Origin of the sequence: Peptoniphilus asaccharolyticus DSM 20463 (assembly GCF_900176115.1) — a bacterium.
Lineage (GTDB): Bacteria > Bacillota > Clostridia > Tissierellales > Peptoniphilaceae > Peptoniphilus > Peptoniphilus asaccharolyticus.
This window is the reverse complement of the sequence record NZ_FWWR01000011.1, coordinates 96,699-109,168: the sequence shown is the minus strand read 5'-3', so window position 1 is coordinate 109,168 and position 12,470 is coordinate 96,699. Positions and strand designations below refer to the sequence as shown.

General features: G+C 32.8%; 13 protein-coding genes, 1 pseudogene and 1 other annotated feature. Of the genes and pseudogenes, 6 read left to right on the top strand and 8 right to left on the bottom strand.

Annotated features, from left to right (window positions below; all coding sequences use genetic code 11):
- Window positions 1–4 precede the first annotated feature (4 nt).
- Together B8869_RS08260 and B8869_RS08255 are read left to right on the top strand one after the other, a co-directional pair.
- Window positions 5–667, top strand: coding sequence for a metal ABC transporter ATP-binding protein (locus tag B8869_RS08260; RefSeq protein WP_084231181.1), 663 nt, complete (start codon window positions 5–7; stop codon window positions 665–667).
- A complete protein-coding gene (locus B8869_RS08255; protein ID WP_084231180.1) occupies window positions 661–1,464 on the top strand; it encodes a metal ABC transporter permease in 804 nt (267 codons plus the stop codon). The genes B8869_RS08260 and B8869_RS08255 overlap by 7 nt, the downstream gene beginning before the upstream one ends.
- Window positions 1,465–1,500: 36 nt before the next feature.
- Here B8869_RS08255 and B8869_RS08250 read toward each other — a convergent pair whose 3' ends face one another.
- From B8869_RS08250 to B8869_RS08235, 4 genes are all read right to left on the bottom strand, one after another.
- Complete coding sequence (locus tag B8869_RS08250) at window positions 1,501–2,043, bottom strand: DUF937 domain-containing protein (protein WP_084231179.1); 543 nt, start codon at window positions 2,041–2,043, stop codon at window positions 1,501–1,503.
- Between the two features lie 91 nt (window positions 2,044–2,134).
- Window positions 2,135–4,780, bottom strand: a complete 2,646-nt coding sequence (locus B8869_RS08245) for a valine--tRNA ligase (RefSeq protein ID WP_084231178.1) — start codon at window positions 4,778–4,780, stop codon at window positions 2,135–2,137.
- 89 nt (window positions 4,781–4,869) lie between these two features.
- Window positions 4,870–5,056, bottom strand: a binding site (T-box leader).
- A 41-nt stretch (window positions 5,057–5,097) separates the two neighbouring features.
- On the bottom strand, window positions 5,098–6,087 hold the full coding sequence (trpS, locus tag B8869_RS08240) for a tryptophan--tRNA ligase (RefSeq protein WP_084231177.1): 990 nt from the start codon (window positions 6,085–6,087) through the stop codon (window positions 5,098–5,100).
- Window positions 6,088–6,094: 7 nt separating this feature from the next.
- Window positions 6,095–7,351 (bottom strand): amidohydrolase, encoded by a 1,257-nt coding sequence (locus B8869_RS08235; RefSeq protein ID WP_084231176.1) that lies wholly within the window; start codon window positions 7,349–7,351, stop codon window positions 6,095–6,097.
- A gap of 132 nt (window positions 7,352–7,483) precedes the next feature.
- Between B8869_RS08235 and rpsD the strand changes: the two genes are divergently transcribed.
- The 3 genes and pseudogenes from rpsD to B8869_RS08215 all read left to right on the top strand — a co-directional run bounded on the left by rpsD (window position 7,484) and on the right by B8869_RS08215 (window position 10,443).
- A complete protein-coding gene (rpsD, locus tag B8869_RS08230) occupies window positions 7,484–8,080 on the top strand; it encodes a 30S ribosomal protein S4 (protein ID WP_084231175.1) in 597 nt (198 codons plus the stop codon).
- Window positions 8,081–8,454: 374 nt separating this feature from the next.
- On the top strand, window positions 8,455–8,721 hold the full coding sequence (locus B8869_RS08225) for a putative signal transducing protein (RefSeq protein WP_084231174.1): 267 nt from the start codon (window positions 8,455–8,457) through the stop codon (window positions 8,719–8,721).
- Window positions 8,722–9,457: 736 nt separating this feature from the next.
- Window positions 9,458–10,443 (top strand): annotated as a pseudogene (locus tag B8869_RS08215) (IS30 family transposase).
- A gap of 63 nt (window positions 10,444–10,506) precedes the next feature.
- Here the strand turns inward: B8869_RS08215 and rpsR are convergent.
- The 3 genes from rpsR to rpsF are packed head-to-tail and all read right to left on the bottom strand — an operon-like array spanning window position 10,507 to window position 11,541.
- Window positions 10,507–10,731, bottom strand: a complete 225-nt coding sequence (gene rpsR, locus B8869_RS08210) for a 30S ribosomal protein S18 (protein ID WP_084231172.1) — start codon at window positions 10,729–10,731, stop codon at window positions 10,507–10,509.
- 12 nt (window positions 10,732–10,743) lie between these two features.
- Window positions 10,744–11,247, bottom strand: coding sequence for a single-stranded DNA-binding protein (locus B8869_RS08205; RefSeq protein ID WP_084231171.1), 504 nt, complete (start codon window positions 11,245–11,247; stop codon window positions 10,744–10,746).
- Window positions 11,248–11,256: 9 nt separating this feature from the next.
- On the bottom strand, window positions 11,257–11,541 hold the full coding sequence (rpsF, locus tag B8869_RS08200) for a 30S ribosomal protein S6 (RefSeq protein WP_084231170.1): 285 nt from the start codon (window positions 11,539–11,541) through the stop codon (window positions 11,257–11,259).
- Between the two features lie 161 nt (window positions 11,542–11,702).
- On the opposite strand from rpsF, the gene B8869_RS08195 reads away from it, so the two are divergent.
- The gene (locus tag B8869_RS08195; protein ID WP_084231169.1) at window positions 11,703–12,182 is read left to right on the top strand and encodes a methylglyoxal synthase; all 480 of its coding nucleotides are present in this window, start codon (window positions 11,703–11,705) and stop codon (window positions 12,180–12,182) included.
- 63 nt (window positions 12,183–12,245) lie between these two features.
- On the opposite strand, the gene B8869_RS08190 is transcribed toward B8869_RS08195, so the two are convergent.
- Entirely contained in the window at window positions 12,246–12,470 is a 225-nt protein-coding gene (locus tag B8869_RS08190) for a DUF951 domain-containing protein (RefSeq protein ID WP_084231168.1), read from the bottom strand.

The window sequence follows — 12,470 nt, the reverse complement described above, 5'->3', positions numbered from 1 at the left end:
AATTTTGAATATTATTGAAATAAAAAATCTTTCTTTTTCTTACGGACACGACACAGTTCTTGATAACTTGAATTTAAATATTCCAAGTGGAGGATTGAATATAATCCTTGGAGAAAACGGCTCTGGTAAGTCCACACTATTAAAGTTAATCTTGGGCGAATTGAGAGCTAACTCAGGAAATATTGATTTGTTTGGCGAAGATATTTCCAAATTCAAAAACTTTGAAAAGATTGGATATGTCCCTCAAATTCAAGTTGCAAACCAAATGGCATTTCCTGTAACTTGTCTTGAACTGGTGGTTCTAAATCTGTATAGAAATTTTGGAAAGATTAAGATACCAAAAGAGGAACAACTAAAAAAAGCTAGAGATATTCTTATCAAGATGGGGCTTGAAAAGCAAATCAATATGCCTTTAAATGAACTATCCGGAGGTCTTAAACAAAGAGCCATGATTGCAAGAGCTTTGGTAAATAACCCCGAGCTTTTAATTATGGATGAGCCTACTGCAGGAATAGATGCCAAGAGCAAAGAGCAATTTATTAAGATTCTCTCTGCTATGCAAAAAGATAATATGACTATTCTGTTGGTGACTCACGAGATGGAATTTATTGAAGAAAATCTAAAAGAATATAATGTCTTTAATCTCAAAGGAGGTGCTTTATGCTAAGTTATGATTTTATGCGTAAGGCCTTGCTCTGTGGATTTATGCTTTCAATTATGATTCCACTAATAGGCGTAGTAATGGTAAATAGAAAGACTTCAATGGTTGGCGACGCTCTTTCTCACACTTCTTTAGCCGGTGTTGCAATTGGTCTTATAATGGGTTTTGACCCTGTTATAGGGGCTATTATAGCTTGTATCGTATCAGCTTTTTCTATTGAAAAGATACGTAAGAGATTCCCTCAATATGGAGATATGGCAACTGCTGTCATAATGAGTACGGGGCTTGGACTTGCTGCCCTGCTTTCTAATTTTGCTCCAGGTGGAAATACTTTCGAGTCATATCTATTCGGTAGCATCTCTTCTGTTACAACACTTGACCTAATTAATGTCAGCATTGTGTTTATAATCGTTGTGGCGTTCTCAATAGCATACTATGGAGCACTTTTAGACATCTCAATTGATTTAAATCTTGCAAGACTTTCTGGCGTAAATATAAAACTTGTCAACAATGTATTTACATTATTAACAGCAATCACTGTTGCGCTTGCTTGCAAAATTGTTGGGGCACTATTAGTTGCTTCACTCTTAGTGCTTCCTGTTGCTACGGCGCTATTGATATGTAGGTCATACAAACAAACTCTAAAACTAAGTATTATCTTGGGTGTGATATATATGTTCTTTGGAATTTGTATGTCCTATTGGTTTGACGTTAAACCGGGTGGTGCAATTGTAATCAATGCAGTAATCGGTATGGCTGTGCTTTTCAGCTTAAATAAGTTCAAAAAGAAAAAGAGGGTATAAAAAAAGACTGTAGCCATTATTTAGGCTACAGTTTCTTTATAAGCCAAGTAAGTCGTCTAATACTTTTCCATCTCCATCTTTGTCTAAAAGTTTTACAAACGAACCGTATATTCCAACTTCCTTTGCTTTTTTATTCATCTCTGAAGTTTCTTTTCTCAAATCTTCTTTATTTAATTTCTTTTGTTTCTTATTCTTTGACAGATACAACAAAATTATAGGTGCTGCAATTTTTAAAATCTTTTTGATTGTTTCATCATCTAATCCTGTCTTTTGAGAAGTTTCTTGTTCTATTTCTTTTCTCTTACCACCTAAGATTGCATCTATCATATTTTCTTTTTCAGAATTCTCTAAATTTTCTATATAACTTTGACTTCTGGAGAAGTCATCATCTTCATGTCTTTTTAAAATTTCATTTAATCTGTCCACATCTTGTGGCTCTTCTGTTTTTTTATTAAGTCTATCTAAAAGTTCAGGTAGTAAAGCTCCTACTCCCTTTGCAAAATCTTTGCTTGAAAGTCCTTGCTTACTTGCAATATTCTTTGCTCCTAAAAGTTCCACGAACATATCTTTGTAATCCAATGTAATCACCTCTTAATAGACCTATACCCTTAAATCATATTATCTATCCTTTATCGCACAAAAAGCAAGCCTTTCGACTTGCCTTTCTAATTTATAGATGTGATTTTACTTCTTCAATTCTCTCTTCAAGAGTTTTTAAGATTGCTTCATAACTTGCCAACTTATCTTTTTCCTCTTGAACTAATTTTTCAGGAGCTTTGTTTACAAATTTTTCATTTGCAAGTTTTCCACTCGCTCTCTTTATTTCAGAAAGAGCCTTTTCTTTTTCAGCACTAAGTCTTTCATATTCTTTGTTGTAATCAACTAAGTCATTTAGTGGCAAGAAAATTTCTGCTCCATCCACAACTATTGACACATTTTCATCTGTCATTTCAAAGTTTTCATCTTCCACAGAAACACTCTCTGAGAATCCAAGATTTAAAAGGTGTCCCTTGTTTTCTTCAACAGCACGTCTTGCATCTTGATTTAAAACTTTAATCACAGTTTGTGATTTGTTTTTATTTTCAATATTCATCTCTTGACGTCTGTTTCTTATCAATCTGATTATATCTTTGATATATTCAATATCTTTTTCTTCTGTATTAAATTTCAATGAATCTTCAACTACTGGCCATTCTGCAACTATTAAAGCTTCTTTTTCACTTGGAATGTGATCCCAGATTTCCTCTGTAATATATGGCATGAATGGGTGAAGTAATTTTAGAATTCCCTTTAGAACGTATATCAATGTAGCTTTTGCAGCTTTCTTTGTCTCTTCATCAGTTCCGTATAGTCTTGGTTTTACCATTTCTATATACCAATCGCAGAAGTCTGACCAAATAAAGTCATATATATCATTTGCTGCAAGACCTATATCGTATTTATCTATCTTAGTAGTGATGGACTCAACTGTTTCCATATACTTAGTTAAAATCCACTTATCTTCATTTCTTAGGTTTTCAAGTCCCAATTCAAAATCGCTATCTTCAAAATTCATAAATACAAATCTTGTAGCATTCCAAAGTTTATTTGCAAAGTTTCTGTTTGCTTCAACTCTTTCAGTGTAGAAACGCATATCATTTCCTGGTGTGTTTCCTGAAATAAGAGTGAATCTAAGAGCGTCCGCACCATAATCTGCAATTAATTCAAGAGGGTCTATACCATTTCCCAAAGACTTACTCATCTTACGTCCAAGAGAGTCTCTTACAAGTCCTGTTAAGAATACATCCTTAAAAGGTACTTCTCCCATTTGTTCAATTGATGAGAATACCATTCTAACAACCCAGAAGAAAATTATATCGTATCCTGTTACCAATACATCTGTTGGATAGAAATATTCAAGGTCTTGTGTTTTTTCCGGCCATCCAAGAGTTGAGAAAGGCCATAGAGCTGATGAGAACCAAGTATCTAAAGTGTCTTCATCTCTTCTAAAAGTCTTGCCTTCATATCCTTCTTTTCCAGTTGGGTTTTCTCTGCTAACTACTATCTCATCTGTTTCATTGCAGTAGTATACAGGAAGTCTGTGTCCCCACCAAAGTTGTCTTGAAATATTCCAGTCTCTTATATTTTCTAGCCAGTGTTCATAAATTTTTCCAAATCTATCTGGAATGAAATCTACTTCACCATTTCTATATGCTTCTAAAGCCGGTTTAGCTAATGGTTCCATCTTTACAAACCATTGTTTTGAAAGCATAGGCTCAATTACAGTTCCACATCTTTCACAATGTCCAACTGCACTATCATGTTCTTTAGCTCCTACATATAATCCTAAAGCATCGAAATCTTCGATAATCTTCTTACGAGCTTCTGCAGTAGTTAGTCCTTGATACTTGCCGGCATTTTCATTTAGAACTGCCTTTTCATCAAATACTATAAGTTGTCCAAGATTGTGTCTTTCTCCAACCCCAAAGTCGTTAGGGTCGTGTGATGGAGTGATTTTTACACAACCTGTTCCAAAATCTTTTTCTACATATTCATCTGCAATTATAGGGATTACTTTATTGTCCATAATAGGCAATAAAACATTTTTACCTATCAAATCTCTATATCTTTCGTCTTCAGGATTAACCGCAACTGCAAGGTCTCCAGGGATTGTTTCTGGTCTTGTTGTAGCTACTTCTATGCTGCCTGTTCCATCTTCTAGCGGATATCTAAAGTGGTAGATATGTCTATGTTCATCAACGTGTTCAACTTCAGCATCAGAGATTGAAGTTCCACAGTTAGGACACCAGTTAATTATTCTGTTTCCTCTGTAAATTAATCCTTTTTCATAAAGCTTGATAAATACCTCTTCAACTGCTTTAGAAAGTTGTTCATCTAATGTAAATCTCTCTCTTGACCAGTCACATGAAACCCCTAATTTTTTAAGTTGATTCTTAATGTTTCCACCATATTCATGTGTCCATGCCCATGTCTCTTCTAAGAACTTTTCTCTTCCAATATCTTCTTTTGCAATACCTTGATCTCTAAGCTTTTGTACAACCTTAGCCTCTGTAGATATACTCGCGTGGTCTGTTCCAGGTAGCCAAAGAGCTGAGTAACCTTGCATTCTCTTTGTACGAGTCATTATATCTTGTATAGTGTTATTTAAAGCATGTCCCATGTGAAGATTTCCTGTTACATTTGGTGGTGGCATAACTATTGTAAAAGGCTTTTTATTTTCGTCAACTTCTGCTCTAAAATAGTTATTATCCATCCAAAAATCATAAATTCTATCTTCAAACTCTTTCGGATTATAATTCTTTGATAATTCCTTCATTTTTCCCCCTATATTTAATTATTTCTTAAATTGCCGATTTCTAAATTTTGAAATCAATTTGATTTTTAATATAAAAAAGACCCCTCGTCGCTAAGGACGAAGGGCCGTGGTACCACCTTAATTTCTGAATAAATCAGCTCACATAATATATCGGTTATAACCGCTGCATAGCAGTGCAAAAAAAGCAACCTTCACTACTTTCAAATAATATCTTTCACCAACCGATATCTCTCTACAATCCTACAATAGTTACTCCTCTTTCTTTATCGCAAATATTAAATTACCCCTATTATATTAATTACATTTTATAAAGTCAACTATCTTGGAATAAATCCGACCTTTTTATATACTTTTCTAAGTGTTTTTCTCGCCAATCTCGAAGCTTTTTCAGCCCCTTCAGTATATACTTTTTCAAGATACTCTTTGTCATTTCTTATCTCTTTAAATCTCTCTTGAACCGGTCTAAGTCCTTCGACCACAACCTCTGCCAAGTCCTCTTTAAATTTTCCATATCCCAAGTCTTTATATTTCTCAACTATTTCATCTGTAGTCAATTTTGAAAAAGATGCATATATATCAATTAAATTCTTAAGCCCAGGTTGTTCTTTAGAATATCTCATTATGCCCTCTGAATCTGTAACGGCACGTTTGATTTTTCTTCTAATTGCATTTTCATCATCTAATATCAATATAAATGCATTCTCATCAGTATCAGACTTACTCATCTTGGATTCCGGATTTTGTAGAGACATTATTCTCGCTCCAACCTTTGGAGTCAATATGTCAGGAATTGTAAAAGTCTCTGAATATTTGGAATTGAATTTTTGAGCTAAGTCCCTTGTCAACTCTATATGTTGTCTTTGATCCTCTCCAACCGGTACAAAAGCACTTTGATATAGAAGAATATCGGCAGCCATAAGCACAGGATAGTTCAATATCCCTGCCAATACTTCCTTGCTTTTGCTTGACTTATCTTTAAACTGAGTCATTCTTTGAAGCTGTCCTATAGACGAAATAGTATTTAAAACCCATCCCAGTTCAGCATGCTCTGGCACATGTGATTGAATATATATAATTGATTTTTCCGGATCAAGTCCACATGCTAAATAAAGCGCCAATATATCCAAGCTGTTCTTTCTCAAATTTTTAGGCTCTTGCGGCATTGTTATCGCATGCATATCTACAATACAGTATAGACAATCATATTCTTCTTGCAATTCACTAAAATTTGAAAGTGCTCCTATATAATTACCAATTGTCAACGAACCTGAAGGTTGTATCCCGCTATAAACTATTTTTTTATCCATCTATTAATTAACTCCTTAAAATTCTATCAGTCAATCTATTAACTTCATATTTTATTTGTTCTTCATCTGCAGTTAAAACTACTCTATCTTTCATTACAAATTTTCCATCTATCATAACATCTCTTATATCTTCAGAACTTGCACTGTAACAAACAGCTCCTATCAAATCATTTTTAGGTGTGAAATTGATAGAATTCAAATCAAAAAATGTCAAGTCAGCTTCTTTGCCAACCTCAACAGCACCATTGTTAAATCCTGTAATCTTGCTTCCATTTATAGTTGCAAGTTTTAAAATTTCGTTAGCCTGTACGCTTGAGCTAGATTTATTAATAGCTTTATTCACTATTGCTCCCACTTGAATTTCTTTTAAAACGCTCAAGCTGTTGTTTGATGAAGAACTATCTGTCCCTATTCCCAAATTTATTTTAGCATCTAATATTTTCTTAACTGGTGTAAATCCACTGGCAAGTTTTAAATTGGAAACAGGATTATACACAGGATAGAATTCTTTATCTGCTATCATATCTATTTCTTTGTCTGTCAAATACACACAGTGAGCTGCTATTATCTTAGTATCTAAATAACCTATGGTTTCTAAATATTCGACTGGTGTCATTCCATGTAAGTTAACACAATCGTCAAATTCCCTCTTAGTTTCAGACACGTGGATATGCAAAACATTTCCATACTCTCTTGAAAGCATTAGACATTCTTTTAGAAATTCAGTTGAACAAGTGTAGATGGCGTGTGGAGCCAAAATTACCTTTGTCTTTTCAGAATTGCATTCATTATAATTTTGTTTAAATGCTTCTAATCTGTCAGCACCTCTTCCATCTATATCCAAAAGCCCTTTTCCAAGAATACCCTTTATTCCAACTTCATTACAAACCTTTGCTGTAGCATCTACATTGTCATACATATCAACCACTGCACAAACGCCGTTTTTTACAGACTCAATCGCAGATAACTTTGAACCCCAATACATATCCTCTTTAGTCAACTTAGCTTCAAAAGGCCATATCTTTTGTTCGAGCCAATCTTGAAGTTCCAAATCGTCCGAGTAATTTCTCATCATGCTCATGCCCATGTGAGTATGTGCATTGGTAAACGCAGGCACAATTAGTTTTGAACTGCAGTCTATATAGTCATTTCCATTTAAATTTTGACCTATATTTACAATCTTTCCATCTTCTATTTCTATATCAACTGATGTGACAACTTTTCCATTTATTACATCAATATAATTCGCATTTTTAAGTATCATTTAATTCCTCCGTAGGTTACATTATAGCACACTTTTTATCGATTTTCGCTTTACTTTTCCCCTGTTATTTAGTATAATGCTCTCGGCTCTTAAATTATCGCGGCGAGAATATATTAGGAGTTGAATAATAAAATGGCAAGAATGATGGTACCAAGATTTAAACAATCAAGAAGATTAGGACTTAACGTATGTGGACACCCAAAGGCTATGAAGAGAGCCGTAAAGGGTACTGCAAGAAGTGACAAGAAATTAACTGAATATGGTAAGCAATTACTTGAAAAACAAAGATTAAGAGCTTACTACGGTGTTCTTGAAAAACAATTTGTTAACTTATTTAAAGAAGCTAAGAAAACAACTGGACAAACTGGTCCTAACTTAGTTATCTTCCTTGAAAGAAGACTTGACAATTTAGCTTACAGAATGGGCTTTGCGTCATCTATCAGACAAGCAAGACAAATGGTTACTCACGGACACGTAACTGTAAACGGTAAAAAGGTTAATATTCCTTCTTACAGATGTGACGCAGGAGATGTTATTGAACTTTCTGCAAGAGGTAAAAAAGTTGCTATGTTCAAAGAAAACTTTGAAACAAACTTCGTAACTTCTTATCCTTACATCTCTAAAGAAGAAGGCTTTAAAGCTACATTAGTTTCTATTCCAGCAAGAGAAGATGTTCCAATAGAAATTGATGACCAATTAATCGTTGAATTCTATTCAAAGAATATGTAATTAAAAAAAGACGGTGGATCTTAACCCAATCCATCGCCTTTTTTTGTATTCAATACTCATTTTTTAACCAACTCAATCACCGGTTAAAAGTCTCAAAAAATATATCCGCTCTCTTAACTCCCATCTTTAAAACTGATTAAACTCTTTGTAAAGTATTCTACTTCTAATACTGCTATTGTAAAACCATTCCTATCTCCATCTATCACAGAAGAATAATGGCATTAATATAATTTCTTTATTTCCTTTGATTTAGTCCCCTAATTTATAGTATATTTAAAATCTATCTTTTAAACACTTTAAGATTATTAATTTATATATCAAAGAAAAACTTTGTTTTTGGGTATAGATTATTATATTAAAAGAGGAGGTTGAGTATGCTTAAATTTAAAAATATCGATGAACATGAACCAAAATTTGTAGAGTTAATTTCCGTAATTGATAGATTGAAACTTGGTGGAATTATAGGAATTTTGGAAGATAACAATATACCACACTTCGAAGAATCTTCTCAAATGAATGATTCAACCGCTCAAGTCATATATGCTAATGTTGGAGTTGGGATAAGAGTTTACGTTCCTGACGAAGATTTGGATAGAGCAAAAGAATTGCTGATGTCAATTGGAGAACTTCCAATAGAATAAATTTTAAAATGATGCTCATATAAGATGATTATAGCTCATAGTTAATTGTTCTTGTTAATATGTTTTATTTGATTACTTACATTTTAACGTAGAAATTTAACTATGAGCTTATTTAGTTTTAAATTTACTGTTATAATCCATCAAAAATAAAGATGTTAAAATACCTACTATAAAAGACACTATGCTTATATAATTATATAATTCACCGCCAAAAAAATAAAAGATAAAAAAAATATTCCATCCCAATGGAAATAATAAAATATACCAAAAAAACAACTTTTTATTCTTATGAACAAATGGCATTAAAATTAATGTAGGGAGTGAGAATGGACTTAAAACATAACAATTTAATGCTGTTAAAAATCCATATACATGAGATTTTCCTACAAAAAAGATTGGAATACAAGATACTATTATTATAATTAGCGAAATTATCATTATTTTATTTTTGATTTTAAACACCCCTTATTCTTCAATAATATTTTTAATTTTTATCAAAACCTAAAAATATTAAATAAAAACTCTTTCTTATACTATTCTTATTAAGATATCCTTATCTAATTACTTACATTTTAACATAGAAATTTAGCTATGAATTTATTTAATATTGTACTTATTACGATAATTTATCCATGATAATTTATCATAACAAGTGCAACATAAATAAACTCATAGCTAATCAGCTGTGTTAATATGTAAGTGACCAAACAAAACATATTAAAAGGAGTGATTAACTATGAGCTATAACCATCTTACCATAGAAGAAAGATCTTGTATTTACCAATTTTTAAATTTAGGAATGAGTATAAGGAAAATTGCACAAGCACTTAAAAGGTCACCTAGTACAATATCTAGAGAAATTAAAAGAAATTCATCTAAGATAAAAGTTAGTAGGGGAAGTTACACTAAGTACTTTCCGATAAAGGCAAATGATAAATATATTGATAGAAGAAAAGACTGCCATAGAAAAAGTAATTTTCTAAAGATGTTATTGATTATTTAACTGTAAAGATTAACGAACATTGGTCCCCTGAACAAATATCAAATAGAAACACAAATGAGATTCATGAATTACCATCTACATCAACGATATATAGAATGATACACGCCAAAAAGCTGCCAAAAACTAGTATGAAAAATTTGAGAAGAAAAGCTAAATTTAAAAGGCCAGCAGAAAAAAGAGGAAAATTCAATGATAAAGGTAGAACAATTAAGAAAAGACCTAAAGAGATATACAGAAGGCAAGAATTAGGCCACTGGGAAGCAGATACAGTGGAATCAGGCAGATTAGATCATAAAAGGAAAAGTAGATGTTGTTTCGTAACTTTAGCAGAAAGAAAATCTAGATATTATATAGCAATCCTAGTTGAAAATAGAAAGTCGGAAAGCGTAACACCAGCAATAATAAATGCATTAAAAGATTATCCAAAAGAATTAGTAAAAACAATAACCTTTGATAGAGGTAAAGAATTTTCAGAATTTGAGAAAATAGAAAAAGAATTAGGATGCAAAACTTATTTTTGTGATCCCTATTGTGCATGGCAAAAAGGTACAAATGAAAATAGTAACGGACTTTTGAGGGAGTTTTATCCTAAGGGTATGGATTTATCAGAAGTGAATATTGATGAATTAAATTATAACTTAAGTTTAATGAATAATAGACCTAGAAAATGTATAAAATATAAAACACCTAAAGAAGAACTTTTTGGTCTCTTACCATAGGTGTTGCATTTGATTTGACAATTCGTCCCATTAAAAAAGACAAGTCCTAAGACTTGCCTTAAATTAGTCTGCTGAATAAGGAATTAATGCTACTTGTCTAGCTCTCTTAATAGCTGCTGTCATTTGTCTTTGGTGTTTTGCATTAAGTCCAGTGATTCTTCTTGGAAGAATCTTTCCTTTTTCTGAGATATAGTTCTTTAGAAGAGCTACGTCTTTGTAATCTATTTTCTTAGTCTTATCCTTTTCAAATGGATCGACTTTTTTTCTTGGTCTAAATCTTCTTTGCACTTTCTACCCTCCTCAAAATGGAATGTCTTCATTATTTATATGGTAAAATCCCTCATCATTGTCTGAGTCAGATCCAAAAGTGTTTCCAAAACTACCTGATGCAGATTGGAAGTCATTTGAATACGCTGAGTTAACTGGTGGTTCAGGTCTTCTCATCTGTTGAGATTGCATATTATCTCCAGCAGTTTCAACGAAGTCCATGTTTTCAACAATTACATCAGTTGTATAAACTGTCTTTCCATCCTTGTCATCGTATCTTCCGGTTTGAATTCTCCCTTGAACCACAAGTCTATCGCCTTTCTTTACATAATTAGCGATTACTTCCGCAGTCTTGTTCCAAGCTGTACATGAGATAAAGTCTGCTGTAGGTTGGTTATTTCGCTCTGCCTCAGCTCTTTTATCCTTTGATAGTCTTCTGTTTACAGCAAGAGTAAATCTAACTACTGCTGTACCACTTGGTGTATATCTTAGTTCCGGATCCCTTGTAAGTCTCCCCATCAAACTGACATTATTCATAATTTCACCTTAATCCTCTAATTTAACTACCATGTGTCTCATTACAGATTCTAAAATTCTTGCAACTCTGTCGAATTCTTTAATTACTTCAGCTTCTGTTTCAAATTCAACTAAGTAATAGAAAGCTTCTTTGTTGTACTCGATTTCGTATGCTAACTTTCTCATGCCCCATTCATCAACGTTTGTGATACTTCCGTTATCACTTATGATTTTCTTAAGTCTTTCAAAAGCTGCTACTCTCTTTTCTTCTTCTACTGTTGGGTAGAACATTACTATTGCTTCGTACTTTCTCATAATTCACCTCCTCGTGGACTAGTGGCTCATCCTTTTTGAATGAGCAAGGATATTAACTTAGGTATTATATAAGATATACTTGAAATTGTCAAATTAATAATAAAATTATTATTAATTCAAATCCCCAATTTATATTATATAATAAATTAAGGAGGTTTTTTATGAATACTAAAAATATTAAAGTAAATGCTCAAAAAACCATAGCGTTAGTAGCTCACGACAATAAAAAAGATGAACTTGTTGCTTGGGCAATTGCCAACAAATCTAATTTGGCGAATCATAAATTAGTCGGAACAGGTACAACTGCCGCCCTAATTTCAAAGCACACAGACCTTGATGTTGAAGGACTTTTTTCAGGGCCACTTGGCGGAGACCAACAACTCGGCTCAAGAATAGCTGAGGGAAAAGTTGATATTTTAATTTTCTTCTGGGATCCTCTTGAAATGCAACCACACGACCCAGATGTAAAGGCTCTTTTGAGAATAACAACTCTATACGATGTTCCTCTTGCAACATCTAAAACTTGTGCCGATTATATAGTTTCATCTACACTTTTTAATTCCGAATACAATTCAGAAATAGTAGATAACTCATTTAGCATTGCCACAAGAGTTGAACAATTCGACTTAGACGAAAATTAAATTAAAAGAGAGAAGTAAAAGTTTTTATCCTTACCTCTCTCTTTTTTATTACATAATTTCATTTTACTCTTCTTCTTTTTTATGGTGAACAATGCTGACAAATTTTTCTCCCTCTTTTATCTTTCTGACTCTCTTTTCAAAGTCAATTCTTGAAATCCAAATTTGTCTTTCACAACCTAGACACTTTAGTTTTATGTCTACACCGGTTCTTGTTATCTCCCACATATTTTCACCACAAGGGTGTCCTTTTTTTAGAGTTACTATATCTCCTACTTTATAATATAGCAT